The sequence below is a fragment of the Priestia aryabhattai genome (assembly GCF_023715685.1).
Lineage (GTDB): Bacteria > Bacillota > Bacilli > Bacillales > Bacillaceae_H > Priestia > Priestia aryabhattai_B.
This window is the reverse complement of record NZ_JAMBOQ010000003.1, coordinates 622,152-638,767: the sequence shown is the minus strand read 5'-3', so window position 1 is coordinate 638,767 and position 16,616 is coordinate 622,152. Positions and strand designations below refer to the sequence as shown.

Here is a 16,616-nt window from a genome sequence, read left to right as displayed (position 1 = left end):
TTATATTATGACACATATGGTATTTCATATGGTATAAACGATTTATGATTGAGATAAGCTGTATCGTTTTATAAATTCACCGCTGGAAAAATCAAGATAATAGTATGTTAAATGCTTCTTATCTTTATCCACATATGTTACTTCCCACAGCGGCTTTTTATTTTCAATGCCTAGGCGAACCGACTTAATTTCCTGCGGGTTTCTATCATTTTTTACAATGGAAATGGCTTTCTCTTTTGTGATCCCGCTGCTTGCTTTCTTTAAAACAGCTGTTTGTTTTTTGCTTTTAGGCATCCAAGCAATTACCTTTTGATTGCTTCGGTTTGTACCTTCTACTACATAAAATGCATGATTGCCGAAATATGGCTGGGTGCTTGTGACAGATTTCAAATTAAATTCTTTTTTTGCTTGTGCTGCTGCTTTTTCCTCAGCAGATTGAACATCTTTCACGGATGAATGATAAACGCTAAAAGAAATGCCTCCGATAATTAAAAGCACAGCAGCTACCGCTACAATAATTAACTTCTTCATAAAATCCCTACTTATGTACGATAAATTGTAAATACAGCTTTGCTTTGATCTTCTTCATCTAACGCTAATCCGAACATCAAATCTTGCTTTTTTAACGTGCGATTCAAACTATCAACAATTTTATATAAATCCGAGGAATTTTCCACGCGGACAGTTGATAATACTTCAATCCTACTTTCCATTGTAAACCTCCTAGCTCGTCTATCTGACGCAAAAATGACGATATCCGTATTATAACAGGTCTCAAAAACCATCGTCATCTTTTTCACTCATAAACTCAGCCTATACGTTTTGCGTAAAAACCGAATAAATAAGTAAACATATATAATATTATAAGGAATTTACCTCTTTTTGCAAAAGGAAATTTGTTTATTTTGCAGAAAATTTCATCACATCGTAGGATTTTAGTGACATTTTAATAGAGTAAGCGCTCCCCTCTCTTACGTCATATAATTCAATCCATTCAGATGTTAAATTTGAAAGTAGTCGAGGGGAATAGGAACGGTCTGGTTTAGTAAACGCAACGGCAAGCTGTGTGTCTAATTGCTTCAAAAATGCATTCGAAAAAAATGCTCCCTCTCCAAAATTAGGAATTTTCAATACATCTACATGTGTAAGAGGAATGCGTAAAAACTTTTCTTCTACTTCATCTGAGCTGCTCATTGCATATAGAACTCGATGCTCTCCGATCGTAAATAATAGATCCATAGCCGCTGTTTTTTGCTTCGATGCATGCAAAACATCAACGTGTATATTACCTGTTAACTGAAATAAATCATTTTCTTTCCACTGCTCTGCTTGAAATTCCGCCTGGTACTGAGCCGGGACAATAATACGCTCTATATGATAATCATTCACAGCTCGCTGAACATTTGAATCATAGTACTTTTGCTGTTTCGTAATCATTAATTGGTTTATTTTTTTCACTTTATATCGCTTCAACCACTTCTTTAGCTCGGGATAGGAAGATGCATTCCCGGTATTCACTAAAATCGTCTCACCGCTTCCGTCTTGAATCAGACTCGCTTCTCCATCTGAAAGAGGTAAAAAGGTGATCACTACTTCATCAGCTTGCAAACCAAAATCTACGTTTTTAATGACGGCTGCTGAAACCGAGCAGTTCATAAAACTAAAAAACAGTACAGCACTTATCAACATTTTAATCATATACTGTCCTCATTTGCTTATCATAGTATATTACTATCGTCTCTCAAGTGAAGAGACAGTATGCATAAAAAAAGACTTAAGCGTATGCTCAAGTCTTTTCATTCCACCATTCTTGGTAGTTCAGTAAGATATTCGAAAACGTTTTTTGAACAACCTGGACTTTTGGAAGTGAGTGAAGGAAATGGTACCCATATGCTGTTCGTGTAATACGATTATCAAAAATAAATACGGCTCCTCGGTCACTTTTTGAACGGATCAACCGTCCAAATCCTTGTTTAAAACGGATAACTGCCTGAGGAAGTGAATAATTCATAAAAGGACTTTTCCCCTCTCTTTTCATCTGCTCAAATTTAGCTGTCAACAGAGGTTGATTTGGAGATGAAAAAGGAAGTCTGACAATTACGAGACATGATAATAAATCTCCTGGCAAATCAATTCCTTCCCACAGGCTGTTTGTACCTAAAAGAATCGAATGCTCAAACTGACTGAAGTCTTTTAACAGTCTATTACGATTTCTAGTTGTAACTCCTTGACCTAGCAGTACAAACTCTTCAAGATCGTTTAACTCTTTTAAATAACTATACGTAGCTTTCAACATGTCATATGAAGTAAAAAGCACCAACATACGACCATTTGTTACTTTGGCTACGTCAAGAATACTTTCTGCCATCATAGCGCTATACTCATATAATGATACTTCGTTAACAGCAGGCATATCTTGAGGAATATAGACTCTAGCTTGCTTCTCATAATCAAACTCGGAAGGAAGAATGAGTTGAGCAGGCTGAAAGTCATATAACCCTAACTCTTGAATTAAATAATCAAATGTTCCATTCACCGTCAATGTAGCCGATGTTAAAATAACGCTTTGTTTCTTGGCGAAAAATTCATCAGCCAGCGTATCGGCAACGGAAGTAGGCTGACTATAGATATACGTAGCATTTGCTGCTCCTTTTGGCTCAATCTCAAACCACGTTACGTGATTACTCTGCTGTTTGAACAGAAGCTTTTCTATTTGCTGAGATATGTGCTCAAATCCTTTAACAGCCGTTTGAAATTCATGAAGAGACGACTGTTCATTTTTTGTAACTTTGTCATATAGTTCGTCAAAGGAATGTCGTGCTCCATCATTCCATGTAAGAAGATCGTGAATTAAAAAACGAATGCGTGACGCTGCTTCTTGAATAGCCGTCCAGTAATGCCCATGCTCTTTTTCCACTTTATATCGATAGCTGCTTCTTCCAATCTCGCCCTGCTGATTGCCCGTTCTTTTTTGGACAAAAGAATGAATCAAACGAAATAAGTCATCGCACTCAGAATGAAGCTGCACAAACAGATTTTGAAGAAGTTCAGTGTTAAGCTCGATGCTATATTTTACAAGCGTATGATGAACTTTTTTTAACAGACCTTTGTCTTGAATGGTTCCGATTCGATTTAATAGTGCATGAACGGCAAAATAATCTAAGCGCTCTCCCAACTCTTCTCCGGCAATGTCTTCTAAATGATGAGCCTCATCAATAATAATCTGTTCATAATCAGGTAGCAGCTCATGATTACTCATTACATCCATCAACAGCAAGCGATGATTTGTCACCACTATATGGGCATTTTGTGCTCTGTTCTGCGCTCGTTCATAAAAAGAATACAGTTTCCAAGGATGCTTAAAGTCACTTGGAGACGGATTGCTTTCATTTAGCTGTTCCCAAAAAAGTTTGCCGCCAGAAGGCAAGTTTATTTCATCGCTGTCGCCCGTTTCGGTTTCCGTCAGCCAAATAAGCAGCTTCGCTTTTGTGAGGATCGCATCGTAATTATTATTACGCTCTTTTAAAAGCTGAATAAATTTTCTTATACTAATGTAGTGTTCTCTTCCTTTTAAAACGGCTGCTGTAACAGGAAACGGAACCATCTTTTCTAGAATGGGCACATCTTTTTCGATGATTTGCTGCTGAAGCGTTACCGTGTTAGTTGAAATAATGACTGGGTGATGATGAACAGAAGCATAAAACACGGCAGGTACTAAATAAGCGTAGGTTTTACCAATGCCGGTCCCGGCTTCAATTAAGGCATGCTCGTTACCTGTAAAGCATTCTTGTACAAAGTTCATCATATTCCATTGCCCTTTTCGTTCTTCAAAAAATGGCAACGCCTGATGAAACAGCTTTTGCTTTTCAGTTTCAAATATTTCGTAAGTATGAGAGTGCTGCTTTTCGTTAGCTGAATGCGGCTGATATTTTTTTAATGCAATGCCATGGACAAATTCATAGGAATCATCCTCTGCATAGCTTTTATCGTCCATCACTTGTTGAATCAGTTCTCCAATTTCACTTTTAAAGTGCAAACTTAGCGCGTACAGCTGTTTTAAGGTTGTTAAAGGGAGCTTCTTTAATTTTTCAATTAGCAAAAGTAAAATGCGGGCTGTTACTTCTGCGTCACTATCTGCTTGATGAGGGTTTTCATGTTCAATATGTAAATACTCAGCTAATTGGCTAAGTTTATACCCATCAACTGTAGGCAGCAGAATCCGGGCAAGTTCGACGGTATCTACCGTTGAATTATAAAGCGTCTCGCTTCCGCACTGATAGAGTTCTTCTTGTAAAAAAGTTAAATCAAATGCCACATTATGTGCAACAAAATAAGCATCATCTAGCAATTCTATAATTTCAGGTGAAATTTCTTCAAATAAAGGCGCATCTTTCACCATATTATTTTGAATGTTAGTTAGTTGTGTAATAAAAGGCGGAATATCCATACCAGGATTTAAAAAACTAGAAAAACGTTCAACAATTTTGCCGTCTTCTACTATGACAGCAGCAAATTGAATCATTTTATCTCCTTGTTTTGGAGAATGTCCCGTCGTTTCAAGATCTACCACAACAAAGCGTTTATTCACGGTCAACACCTCGCAAGTCTGTCTTTTTATAGTATAAAGTGAAAGCCTGCTCTATATGCTTTAAAAGCGCAACTCCTTCTCGTGAAAAACAGAGAGGCTTTCATACATAGAAGTTTTACTTTAGTGTGTATAGAGGTTTATACCGTTCACTTACTAGCATATGTATTCAAATAAAAATCCCCCTCATAAAGGGGGACTGTTCTTATAGAATTGTACCAGCTGGTTCTTGTTTAAGCAATTGTTGGATTTTATTCTGCTCATTCATAATCGCTACGGTTGGATGATGATGAGCTACTTCTTCATTTGCTACGAGCGCATAAGAGATAATGATGACAATATCTCCAGGCTGCACGAGTCTTGCAGCAGCTCCATTTAAACAAACTACTCCGCTTCCACGTTCGCCGGGAATAACGTACGTTTCCAAACGAGCTCCGTTATTATTGTTTACAATTTGCACTTTTTCGTTTGCTGCGATTCCTACTGCGTCGATGATATCTTCATCAATGGTGATGCTGCCAACATAATTTAAGTTGGCTTCAGTTACATGAGCTCTGTGTATTTTAGCATTCATCATCGTGCGAAACATTTAGTTATCCCCCTGTACGTCTACAATTACATTATCAATTAAACGAGCTTTAGAGAATTGAACAGCTAAAGCGATAATGATTTTTCCAGCGGCTTGCTTAATCGTTTTTAGCTCTGGATACGTATAAACATCGATATAATCCACTTTACCGCTCGTATGTTGCTCAATTTCTTTTCGAATGGTCTGTTTAATGATTTCTACATGCTTCTCTCCACTTTCAAGAAGCTGCAGAGCGCTTTGTAAACTCTTAAATAAAACAGGTGCCTCTTCTCTTTCTTTATCTGTTAAATATACGTTACGAGAACTTTTAGCTAATCCATCTGCTTCTCTCACCGTATCTACTGCTCTAAGCTCCACTGGGAAATTAAAGTCTTCAATTAAACCATCTACTACAGCAACTTGCTGTGCATCTTTTTTACCAAAGTATGCACGAGCTGGTGCTACAATGTGAAAAAGCTTTGTTAGTACCGTGGCTACTCCGTCAAAATGGCCGGGGCGCTTCTGTCCACACAATACGTCTACACGATCTGTCACTGTTATAGCAACTGAACGGCTTGACTTATACATTTCCTCTACTGAAGGATAAAATAAATAGTCGACGTTAGCTTCTTTTGCCACGCGCTCATCGCGTTCAAAATCTCTTGGATACGTATCAAAATCTTCATTTGGTCCAAATTGAGTCGGGTTCACAAAAATACTTAGCGCCACTACCTCGTTTTCTGTGCGAGCCGCTTGAAGCAAAGTAGCATGGCCTTCATGCAAATAGCCCATCGTCGGGACAAATCCAATTGAACGTCCAAGCTGCTTTTCTTTTTTCATCTCCTGCTGCATGTCTTTAATTGTGGTAATGACTTTCATCTTATTTCCCTCCGTACAGTGCCGTTAACTGCTCTTCTTTCATTGAAAAAGTATGTGTTTCTTTCGGAAACTCTCTTTTTTTCACTTCACTTACATACTGAGAAAGCCCCTGTAAAATAGGCTCATTTATTTTCGCAAATGACTGAACAAATTTTGGCACACGCTCTACTCCGTACGTTAATACATCGTGGTATACAAGCACTTGACCATCCGTATCAGCTCCTGCTCCAATTCCGATTGTTGGAATGCTTAAGCGTTCAGCTACTTGCTTTGCTACTTGTTTAGGAACACATTCTAATACAACAGCAATAGCTCCCGCCTGCTCACACTTGATGGCGTCTTGGATTAGCTGTTTTGCTTCTTTCGCTTCTTTTCCTTGCACTTTATAACCCCCCAGGACACCGACAGACTGAGGCGTTAAGCCGAGATGTGCAACAACCGGAATACCAGCTTGCGTCAATTCTGAAATTGTATAAAGAACATCGTTTGCACCTTCTACTTTTAAGGCATGAGCTCCGCTTTCCTGCATAATACGAGCAGCATTTTTCATCGTATCTTCTTTCGACACGTGATAGGACATAAATGGCATGTCGGTGACGATAAATGTATCAGCAGCCCCTCTTTTAACCGCTTTTGTATGATGAATCATATCATCTACTGTTACAGGAATCGTAGAGTCATATCCTAAAACGACCATTCCTAGAGAATCGCCTACTAAAATCATGTCTACGCCTGCTTCCTCAGCGTACTTAGCCGACGGATAATCGTACGCAGTCAGCATCACAATTGGTTCATTGTTCTGTTTCATACGTAAAAAGTCTAATTTTGTTTTCATTAACTTTCTCCTCCTTCTCAGAGGAGATGAGCGCACGTCTGCACACAAAAAGCCCTTCTACCTATAAAAGGAAGAAGGACTTTGACAGACTTCATCTATAAAAAGCACACTTTACCTAATGTGCTTACCTACGCGTCATCCCTCTGTCCTAGTCCTTAATGGATCAAGGCAGATTTATTGTCGTATTAAAAATAAACAAACAAGTATCAAGTGAAGTTCTTGCGATACTACCTTGATACTCGTATTATAATAAAAATTTCTTTATTTTTCTACTATTTTTTAGCAGAGAGCTCAATATCTGCAGAATGAATGCGGTGTATAACCCCTTCATCATCTTCAATCAATAAAACGCCTTCATCTGTTATACCTTTTGCAAACCCTTCAATGTTGGCTGTCATCGTGCGTGCTATAATTCGCTTGCCAATACTGATCGCATACGTTTCCCAAAGAACTTTAATTAAACCAAAGCCATTTTTTAAGTATTCTTCATAAAGAGTTTCTAACTTTAAGAAAAACGCTTGCATCAAAGCTGCACGATTAATTTCTTCACCTTTTTCAATACGTAAAGATGTGGCAATGTGTTTTATTTGTTCATTAAAATCCGTTTCCTGCTGATTCACATTGATGCCGATTCCAATAATGACCGAATGAATCCGGTCAAAATCAGCCTGCATTTCTGTTAAAATCCCAACTAGCTTCTTCCCATTTAATAAAACATCATTAGGCCATTTAATGTCTGGAGAAAGGTTCGTCACTTCTTGAATGGCCTGTACGACAGCCACTGCTGATAGTAAAGTCAGCTGAGGAGCCTGCTGCGGAGGAATAGAAGGACGCAGTATAATACTCATCCATGCGCCAGTATATTTGGGAGAATACCACGCTCTATCAAGTCTTCCTCTCCCTGCCGTTTGCTCTTCAGCAACTACGACCGTTCCTTCTTTGGCTCCTTCTTGAGCAATTCGATGAGCAATTTTTTGAGTAGAATGCACGCTTTCCTCATAATGAATATACTGACCGATTTTTGTTGTTTGAAGCCCTAATAAAAGCTCGTTGCTGCTTACTTTGTTCGGCTTTCCGACAATGCGATAGCCTTTTTTACGAACAGCTTCAAGTTCATATCCGTCTTTTCGAAGCTCTTCGATATGCTTCCATACAGCTGTTCTTGAACAGCCTAATAAATCGCTGATCTTTTGGCCGGACACATAGTCTCCATGCGCGTTCGTAAACATTTCAAGCAGCGTTCTTCTTATATCTGACTGCAAGACTGCACCCACTTTCTTATTGAAGATTTCGTATTCATTAACTCATTGTATAGGACTTTCTCCTCAATTTCTTTTAACAGTTGAGACACCCATGGGCCACCCTTTTTACCTGTCCACACTAAAAGATCTTGACCATTTATATCTAAATCTTTTAAAGAATGAATAGGTAGCTCGCTATAGATATAAAGAAGCTCATGTTCATTCATATACTCATTGCTTCGAAGAAGTTGTAAAATACGATTCACGCTCACGCTGGCCTGCTCTCCAATTGTATACATGATGCGCTTTGACCATCCATTTTCCAAAACGTCTTGAAGACCAATGGATTGAAGCTGAATATCTTTAATTTGCTTATTAGATAATTTCCAGCTTTTAAAGAATGCCTGCTTGTCTTGAATGTCGAGCAGATGTACAAGAAGTGTCCATGACTCCGACACTCGCTGAAGCATCATCCAATCGTGTGCACAAACAGATCGGAATTTTTGCGGATCTACATTCAATTGGGGCAAATAACGATACAGTTCCGTATCTGCTACAAGTGCTAGTGCTAAAGACGGACGTTTTCCGCTCAGCATTTTTTCGAATTCAATTGTAATGCGTTCAATAGAGACATGCCTCAGCAGCTCACCGTATTGTTGAATGGCTCTTTTAGTTTGATCAGACAACGAAAACGCCAGCTGACTCACAAAGCGAACGGCTCTCATCATACGAAGAGCATCTTCATGAAAGCGTTCCTTAGCATTTCCAACAGTACGAATTAACTGATTTCGCAAATCTTCTCTTCCATTAAATGGATCGATAATTTCTCCTTTTGCATTCATAGCCATTGCATTGATCGTAAAATCGCGACGATGCAAATCTTCTATCAGAGACGAAATAAACGTAACGGACGACGGACGACGAAAATCATCATATTCTCCCTCAGAGCGAAAAGTGGTTACCTCATAGGTCTCGTTCTCATGGACAACGACAACCGTACCATGCTCGATTCCTACATGAATCGTCTTAGGAAAGAGTTCCATCACTTGTTCAGGCCTAGCTGACGTAGCGATATCAATATCTCCAATCGTCCGATTTAAAATAAGATCCCGGACCGCTCCTCCAACAAAATACGCTTCGTAACCGGCTGTCTCCAGTTTTTCAATAATATAAAGCGGATGAATGAACGGTTCTTTCATAACTTCCTCCATTCTTCAACCCTGTACCAATTTATAATAAAGTTTTTCATATTGACTCACAATCTCTGTTGAATGAAATTTATGATTGACTACGCTTAGAGACGCTTCCCTCATTTGATGATGCAGCTGTTCATTTTCAAGTAGCTGAATCGCTTTGCTCGCTGCCTCTTCGACGTCTCCCACTTCGCAAATATATCCTGTTTTTTCGTGTTCAATTACTTCAGGAATTCCGCCTATATTTGTGCCGATGCATGGAACACCACAAGCCATAGCTTCTAAAAGTACAAGCCCAAAGCTTTCTTTTTCAGATAATAACAGTTTCAAATCGCTGATCGAATATAATTCTGCTACATTTTCTTGTTTCCCAAGAAATAACACAGAATCTTGAAGATTTAGCTCTCTTATTAATTGAGACACAACCGTCATTTCAGGGCCGTCTCCTACAAGCAGCAACTTAGACGGAAGCTTTTTATTAATAATAGCAAATGTTTTGACTATGTCTGTAACCCGTTTGACTTGACGAAAGTTTGAAATATGAATAACGACTTTTTCATTTTCTAATATGCCATACTCAGCCTTTAAATACTGAACTTCTTTTTTATGATAAACTCGTTCATCAATAAAATTATACATCGTTTCAATTTCTTTATCTGGACTAATTAAATGATGAGTTTGATCAACAAGTGACTGAGATACAGCCGTCACTGCATCTGATTTCTCAATTCCAAATTTAATTAAATCTTTTAACGACGGATCCTCTCCTAGAACCGTAATATCTGTCCCATGAAGAGTGGTCACAATTTTCACTTCGTGCTCCACCATTTGTTTGGCTAAAATCCCGCAAACGGCATGGGGGATTGCATAATGCGTATGAATAATGTCAAGCTTTTCTCTTTTAGCCACTTCAGCCATTTTACTGGATAAAGCAAGATCATACGGAGGGTATTTAAAGACGGAGTACTGATTTACATCTACTTCGTGAAAATAAATATTTGGATATACTTTCGTCAATCTAAAAGGCATGCTAGAGGAAATAAAATGAATTTCGTGCCCCTTTTCAGCCAGCAGCTTCCCTAGCTCCGTTGCTACCACTCCTGAACCGCCAACGGAAGCATAACATGTAATACCAATCTTTAACTTCATTTATTTTCCACCTACTAAATCATCGTACATCAAAATCGGTTTTTTAGATAAAAAACCTTCACCGTAAGCTACCCCGACTTCTTTGCCAAATAATCGCTCTCTGCTCTCTACAGTTTCAATATATCCATTTACCAGCGGCGTATCAAACGTATCTGCTGTTTTTATAAATTGACTTTCATAAGCCTCTAGACTAGCTACTTTCTTTTGAAACGTGCTTGATACATCTACGATAAAATCTGGCTTATGAAATCCATTTATCATATAGAAATATAGAGACTCAGCACGATGAGCTTTTTGCTTCTTATCATCGATATAATTTTTAACGCCAGCTGAAAACATGGCCTCTTCTACAAGCTTTGCACAATTTCCATGATCAGGATGACGATCTTCAAAATAAGGAGCAAATATAATCCTTGGTTGATACGTGCGAATGACTGATGCAATTTCAGATATATACTCTGGCTTTAGAAACAGACCTCTATCTGGCAAATGCAGATGAATTCGCTCATGAACACCTAAGACTTCAGCTGCTTTAGACGCTTCTTGTTTTCGAATTTCAACCGTTCCATTTGAAGAAAGTTCAGCTTGCGTCAAATCACAAATGACTACCTTCAAACCTTGTTCACTCATTCTTGCAATGGTTCCACCCATGCCGATTTCTACATCATCGGCATGGGCACCAAAGGCAAGGATATCTATTGTTTCTTTCATTATCTTCACCCTATTTTTTTATAATTGAACGCCAATGCAAATCGCCTCGTTCAAGTCCATGAATTAAAATCTCTGCTGTTCCCATATTCGTTGCAAGAGGAACCGCATATACGTCACATAGACGCATCAGAGCTGAAATATCAGGTTCATGAGGCTGAGCTGTTAACGGGTCGCGGAAAAAAATAACCATATCCATTTCATTTTGAGCAATTAAAGCTCCTATCTCCTGATCTCCTCCAAGCGGTCCTGATTGAAAGCGGTGAACCTTCAAACCTGTTGCTTCTGAAATACGCGTTCCTGTTGTTCCTGTTGCGAACAGCGAATGTTCCTGTAAAATCGCTTGATAGGCTGTTGTGAATTGTACCATATCATTTTTCTTTTTATCATGTGCAATTAAGGCGATTTTCATTTTTCTCGCTCCTTAGTCAATAATATTTTCTAATCCATATACAAGTGTGTCTACTTTCATAACTGTATCAACAGCTAGCTTCACACCTGACATAAAAGAAGCACGGTTGTATGAATCATGACGGATTTTTAATGTTTGTCCAAATCCTCCGAACATCACTTCTTGGTGAGCAATCAGTCCTGGCAGGCGTACGCTATGTAGACGGATTCCTTCATAATCTGCGCCGCGCGCCCCTTCTATCAATTCTTTTTCATCAGGATGGCCTTGTTTTTTTGCTTCACGAACTTCACTGATAAGCTCCGCTGTTTTTAAGCCTGTTCCTGATGGTGCATCTAACTTTTGATCGTGATGCATTTCAATAATCTCTACATCATCAAAGTATTTAGCTGCCATTTGTGAAAACTTCATCATTAAAATAGCGCCAATTGCGAAATTTGGTGCAATGATACAGCCAAGCTCTTTCTCTTCAGCAAGCTGCTTTAATTCTTTTAAATCTTCTTCTGAAAAGCCAGTTGTTCCTACAACAGGTCTTACTCCATATGTTAGGGCTGTTTTAGTATGAACGCGCCCAATTTCAGGTGTTGTCAAATCAACTAGAACATCTGCCTTAACGTCTTGAAAACATTTTTCAATATCCGTGTAGATTGGCGCTTGTACGTTTGGCATTCCTTCAATATCACTTATGTATTTTCCTTCATTGATACGATCCACCGCTGCTACTAATTCAAAATGCTCTGTTTCTTCTATTAATAATACAGCTTCTTTTCCCATACGACCTCTTGGTCCTGCAAGTACAATTCGAATTTTGTCCATTTTTTTCTCTCCTTAGTCTTCTTTTTTCGTCCAGCGATCTTTGTCACGCGTATTAAATTTATTCATAACGCGATCATGCGCTTCTTGTAAATCAATATTTAATGAATTTGCAAAGCAAATTAATACAAATAAAATGTCGCCCATTTCTTCTTCGACCGTACGTTCTGCTTCAGTCGTTTTCTTCGGCTTTTCACCATAATAGTGGTTAATTTCGCGCGATAATTCGCCCACTTCTTCCGACATTCGCGCAAGCATAGCGAGAGGACTAAAATATCCTTCTTTAAATTGGCTAATATAGGCATCAACTTCTTGCTGCATTTGCTCCATCGTTTTTTTTGACATCGTTTTATTTCACCTCTTTTAGACGTACACTCAGCTTACTATTATAACATCTTTACTTCAAATTATTTAGTGTAATTACTTCTTCTTACCACGCCTTTGCCAGATGCCTTTTCACAATATTCCTCGCGTTTCCCTTAATTCTCAAAAATCTGTCTATATTTTACGAATTGAGGATACTACTAATACATAGCACTAGAAGAAACATCATCACTTTTTACTATTTTCAAAAATCTTTTCGATAGTTATTTACGAAATGAAATATATTCCTTTATGATAAGGTAGTGCAAAAACGGCTATAGGAGGTTTGTAAGTATGAAAGGTCTCAGATTAAAAAATATTGTTTTTATACTGCTTGGTGCTGCCATATTTGCGTTTGGACTTGTTAATTTTAACATGCAAAACAATTTAGCTGAAGGTGGATTCACAGGCATTACCCTGCTTTTATTTTTTTTATTTAACATTGATCCCTCTTATTCTAACTTAGTGTTAAATATTCCTTTGTTTTTTGTAGGGTGGAAACTATTAGGGAGAACAGCATTTATTTATACCATGCTCGGAGTCGTTAGCTTATCGCTATTTTTATGGATATTCCAGCGCTTCCCAGTGAATATGCCTCTGCGTCATGATATGACTCTAGCAGCTCTCTTTGCTGGTGTTTTTATTGGAGTGGGTCTTGGTATTATTTTTAGGTTCGGAGGAACAACAGGAGGAGTCGATATTATCGCACGTGTTGTTCAAAAATATATCGGGTGGAATATGGGAAAAACGATGTTTCTTTTTGACTTTGTTGTGATTAGTGCGTCTCTCATTTATTTATCCTACCGAGAAGCTATGTACACACTTGTTGCAGTCTTTGTCGCTGCACGCGTTATTGACTTTATGCAAGACGGTGCGTATGCCGCCAAAGGAGCAACCATCATTTCGAATCATAACGAAGCCATATCGGATAAAATTATGAAAGAAATGGATCGAGGCGTGACGATTTTAAAAGGGCAAGGTTCTTTTTCTAAGCAAGATACCAACGTGCTATACTGCGTTGTGAGTAAAAATGAAATTTTCCGTTTAAAACAAGTTATTACTTCTGTAGATCCACACGCATTCGTTGCGGTTACAGATGTTCATGATGTCTTAGGCGAAGGATTTACCCTTGATGAAAATAAAAAACCGCTTGAAAGATAATAAAAAATACCGCTAATGCGGTATTTTTTATTAATCGTCGTTATTCATTCCTGTATAAATCATGATTAAACGAACCAACTCAAGAACTGCTACTGCTGCGGCTGCTACGTATGTTAAAGCTGCTGCATTAAGCACTTTGCGCGTTTCGCGCTCTTCGTCATTTCGAATCGCTCCGACTGAGACGATTTGCGTCATCGCTCGGCTTGAAGCGTTGAATTCAACAGGCAGTGTTACAAGTTGGAACACGACGGCTGCTGCCATGAAGATAATTCCAAGTAATAGTAAACCACTAGCTTGTGCGATAATCCCAATCATAATTAAGATCCATGACACGTTAGACCCTAGGCTTGCCACCGGCACAAGCGAGTGGCGAAGACGTAAAAACGAATAGTTTTCTTTGTCTTGAATCGCGTGCCCCACTTCGTGAGCTGCAACGGCAGCCCCTGCCACAGACGTTCCATAATAGTTGTCTTCTGACAAACGAATTACTTTTGAGCGAGGATCGTAGTGATCGGATAAAAATCCGCCTACAGGCTCTACGTGAACGTTATACAGCCCGTTTTCATCCAGAATTTTCCTTGCTACTTCTGCACCTGTCATTCCTGATGAGTTGCTTACTTTTGAATATTTTTTGTAAGCACTTCTCACTTTAAACTGCGCCCAAATTGGCACAAGGATAATGATGAGAAAATAAATCAAAAAGCTCATTTACCCACACCTTTCATTATGTGTTTGACTACTCTTTTATTTTAGACAATTCTGCGCTTTTACGTCAATCATTACGCCCTCTAGCTGACTTTCTTTTCTGATCAGCGAAATATTTTCGTGCTCCTACATAAAAAAGTGTAGCAATAATAATACTTCCGGTGGTAATTGTAACCCAAATAAAAGACGGGTCTGTATGGTTTTCTTTTACTTGTTCAAAAAAATCTTTTAAGTTTTGTTCCATTTGGTTAAACTGCTCATCGTTAATCTCACTTAGCGTTCCCTCACTTTGTAAAAAGTGAACGTCCGCGCTCACACGCTGTACGTAGGGAGACGACACGTCTACCTGCGCGCTCGGTAAAATCATATCATATTCTTTCAAAAATTGCTTAAGCTGCGCTTCATAAGCCGCTTGTTCTCCTTTTACCGCTTCATTTCGCATCTCTTTAAATGTTGCTAGCATACTGCCTTCGAGTTCAGTCCACATTGGCTGATGCTTACTGTGCAGCGCATCAACTAATAATCGAAATTGAGTAGCTTTTTGAAGACGTTCTTCATCACTGGAATCAGAAGATAAAAGAGACCTTTCTACCTGTTCATAACAAAGAGTTAAAATACGTATATCTTCGGCCGATACGCCTAAAGAAGCTGTATTGAGACTAGTAAATTCATTCGAAAAGTTTCTGAACAAATGTTGGGCTGCTTTATACTCCTTTTGCTCTACAAGCGATAGCGTTTGATCAGATAAGTTATCAAGCTTTTCCCACTGCCCTTCAGCTGCATGTACAGTAGTCGTATATGCAAAGAAAAGTACGAGCAATATTCCTACTATTCTTCCTTTCATTCTCGTCCCTCCTCTAACCTCTACTAAAACTTATGAGAAAGAGGACAAGAGTAGACCTATTTTCAAAAGGAAGTTTTGATCTCACTATTCATTCATCGGAGTGATAAAGTTTTGCGTATAATATTTCTCATATACACCTACACCAAGACGCGTAAACTCTTTATTGAGTAAAGCCTTACGATGTCCCTCACTATTAAGCCACCCTTCAACCGCAGCGATTCCATCCTGATAATTCGAGGCAATATTTTCGCCCGCGATGCGATATACTACATCACCTTTTTGCAGACGGTTGCCTAAATCACCTTGTGCTGGTGAAACGTGAGAGAAATAGTTTAAGTCGCTCATTTCTTTGCTGTGTAAATAGGCTACTCCGGCAGTGGCTTCGTCCCAAGCTAAAGGTGATAGCTGAAATCGGTCTCGAATTACATTTGTAATATCGATAATTTGCTGCTCTTCTCCTTCTTGGACACTTTTCCACTCCTCCGCTGTCAATGACGGAGCTGTGGGAAGCTCGCCACGATAAACAATTTCGTACGGACGCTGTTTTAATAGCGTGTCCATGTCCATAATTCGAATACTTGAGATTGTATTAAGGAACTGATCAAAATATAGTTGGACGTATACATCTCCATATTTAATAATTGGACGCATTTTCATATCCTCTTCACTCAGACGAAATCGGTATTCATTTCCGTCTTTTTGAAGTGTGAGTTCGGATGAAAGTGAAACTCTTTTTTCTACTTCTTCTCGCTTCTCACCAATCTCAAAAGGATCTGTATTTGTTTTTGAACCAATGACGTATACAGATACGACTTGATTATTTTCTACTCCTACCTGCGCATACGTTTGACGATTCTTTTTGTAAATCCACCAGTCATAGCCATATGCAGAAGAATCAATACGATCCGGCTCTCCAAGCATTCCAATTAACTGTTCTGAATGATCTCCAATGAGTCTCATCATATTTTCACTTTGTTTTTCATAAGAAGCCACTTCTTGTGTCGGCTGACTTTGGGAATCCGTTTGGTTTTGCTCAATATTTTGACCCGTTAGATATTTTTCTAGCTGAGGTAAACAATCCTCCGCGTATACAAATGCCACTATTAATGCGAGAATAAAAATAACTTTTTTCAGCTTTTCTTCCTCTCCTTACACCTGTTTTC

At 38.7% G+C, this 16,616-nt stretch carries 18 protein-coding genes; 1 reads left to right on the top strand and 17 read right to left on the bottom strand.

The genetic code is table 11. The annotated features are described in order from the left end of the window. Window positions 1-42: 42 nt before the first annotated feature. From M3225_RS16340 to M3225_RS16275, 14 genes are all read right to left on the bottom strand, one after another. Window positions 43-531, bottom strand: coding sequence for a cell wall elongation regulator TseB-like domain-containing protein (locus M3225_RS16340; RefSeq protein ID WP_251395382.1), 489 nt, complete (start codon window positions 529-531; stop codon window positions 43-45). Window positions 532-542: 11 nt separating this feature from the next. Next, window positions 543-713, bottom strand: coding sequence for a YpmA family protein (locus M3225_RS16335; RefSeq protein ID WP_013056102.1), 171 nt, complete (start codon window positions 711-713; stop codon window positions 543-545). Between the two features lie 187 nt (window positions 714-900). Then, entirely contained in the window at window positions 901-1,698 is a 798-nt protein-coding gene (locus M3225_RS16330; protein ID WP_251395380.1) for a hydrolase, read from the bottom strand. A gap of 88 nt (window positions 1,699-1,786) precedes the next feature. Then, window positions 1,787-4,588 carry an ATP-dependent DNA helicase DinG gene (gene dinG, locus M3225_RS16325; protein ID WP_251395378.1) on the bottom strand — a complete coding sequence of 934 codons (2,802 nt, stop codon included), beginning with the start codon at window positions 4,586-4,588 and terminating at the stop codon, window positions 1,787-1,789. A gap of 202 nt (window positions 4,589-4,790) precedes the next feature. Continuing rightward, on the bottom strand, window positions 4,791-5,174 hold the full coding sequence (panD, locus tag M3225_RS16320; protein WP_028407965.1) for an aspartate 1-decarboxylase: 384 nt from the start codon (window positions 5,172-5,174) through the stop codon (window positions 4,791-4,793). Then, window positions 5,175-6,032, bottom strand: a complete 858-nt coding sequence (panC, locus tag M3225_RS16315) for a pantoate--beta-alanine ligase (RefSeq protein ID WP_251395376.1) — start codon at window positions 6,030-6,032, stop codon at window positions 5,175-5,177. A gap of 1 nt (window position 6,033) precedes the next feature. Further along, on the bottom strand, window positions 6,034-6,867 hold the full coding sequence (gene panB, locus M3225_RS16310; RefSeq protein ID WP_251395374.1) for a 3-methyl-2-oxobutanoate hydroxymethyltransferase: 834 nt from the start codon (window positions 6,865-6,867) through the stop codon (window positions 6,034-6,036). 272 nt (window positions 6,868-7,139) lie between these two features. After that, the gene (locus tag M3225_RS16305; RefSeq protein WP_251395372.1) at window positions 7,140-8,129 is read right to left on the bottom strand and encodes a biotin--[acetyl-CoA-carboxylase] ligase; all 990 of its coding nucleotides are present in this window, start codon (window positions 8,127-8,129) and stop codon (window positions 7,140-7,142) included. Then, the gene (locus M3225_RS16300; RefSeq protein ID WP_251395369.1) at window positions 8,114-9,307 is read right to left on the bottom strand and encodes a CCA tRNA nucleotidyltransferase; all 1,194 of its coding nucleotides are present in this window, start codon (window positions 9,305-9,307) and stop codon (window positions 8,114-8,116) included. The genes M3225_RS16305 and M3225_RS16300 overlap by 16 nt, the downstream gene beginning before the upstream one ends. 15 nt (window positions 9,308-9,322) lie before the next feature. Further along, a complete protein-coding gene (gene bshA / locus M3225_RS16295) occupies window positions 9,323-10,450 on the bottom strand; it encodes an N-acetyl-alpha-D-glucosaminyl L-malate synthase BshA (RefSeq protein WP_251395366.1) in 1,128 nt (375 codons plus the stop codon). Further along, entirely contained in the window at window positions 10,451-11,161 is a 711-nt protein-coding gene (bshB1, locus tag M3225_RS16290) for a bacillithiol biosynthesis deacetylase BshB1 (protein WP_251395364.1), read from the bottom strand. Window positions 11,162-11,171: 10 nt separating this feature from the next. Then, complete coding sequence (gene mgsA, locus M3225_RS16285; RefSeq protein WP_013056092.1) at window positions 11,172-11,570, bottom strand: methylglyoxal synthase; 399 nt, start codon at window positions 11,568-11,570, stop codon at window positions 11,172-11,174. Between the two features lie 12 nt (window positions 11,571-11,582). After that, entirely contained in the window at window positions 11,583-12,383 is an 801-nt protein-coding gene (dapB, locus tag M3225_RS16280) for a 4-hydroxy-tetrahydrodipicolinate reductase (RefSeq protein ID WP_251395362.1), read from the bottom strand. Window positions 12,384-12,395: 12 nt separating this feature from the next. Beyond that, window positions 12,396-12,725, bottom strand: coding sequence for a nucleotide pyrophosphohydrolase (locus M3225_RS16275; protein ID WP_013056090.1), 330 nt, complete (start codon window positions 12,723-12,725; stop codon window positions 12,396-12,398). A 312-nt stretch (window positions 12,726-13,037) separates the two neighbouring features. Here M3225_RS16275 and M3225_RS16270 point away from each other — a divergent pair, with 312 nt between their 5' ends. Continuing rightward, a complete protein-coding gene (locus M3225_RS16270) occupies window positions 13,038-13,904 on the top strand; it encodes a YitT family protein (protein WP_251395360.1) in 867 nt (288 codons plus the stop codon). Window positions 13,905-13,934: 30 nt separating this feature from the next. Here the strand turns inward: M3225_RS16270 and M3225_RS16265 are convergent, their stop codons facing one another. From M3225_RS16265 to M3225_RS16255, 3 genes are all read right to left on the bottom strand, one after another. After that, window positions 13,935-14,612, bottom strand: coding sequence for a zinc metallopeptidase (locus M3225_RS16265; RefSeq protein WP_095379851.1), 678 nt, complete (start codon window positions 14,610-14,612; stop codon window positions 13,935-13,937). A 64-nt stretch (window positions 14,613-14,676) separates the two neighbouring features. Further along, window positions 14,677-15,453: a sporulation protein YpjB gene (locus M3225_RS16260; protein WP_251395358.1), complete on the bottom strand. Its 777-nt coding sequence runs from the start codon at window positions 15,451-15,453 to the stop codon at window positions 14,677-14,679. Window positions 15,454-15,537: 84 nt separating this feature from the next. Beyond that, window positions 15,538-16,554 (bottom strand): CAP domain-containing protein, encoded by a 1,017-nt coding sequence (locus M3225_RS16255; protein ID WP_251395356.1) that lies wholly within the window; start codon window positions 16,552-16,554, stop codon window positions 15,538-15,540. Window positions 16,555-16,616: the final 62 nt, after the last annotated feature.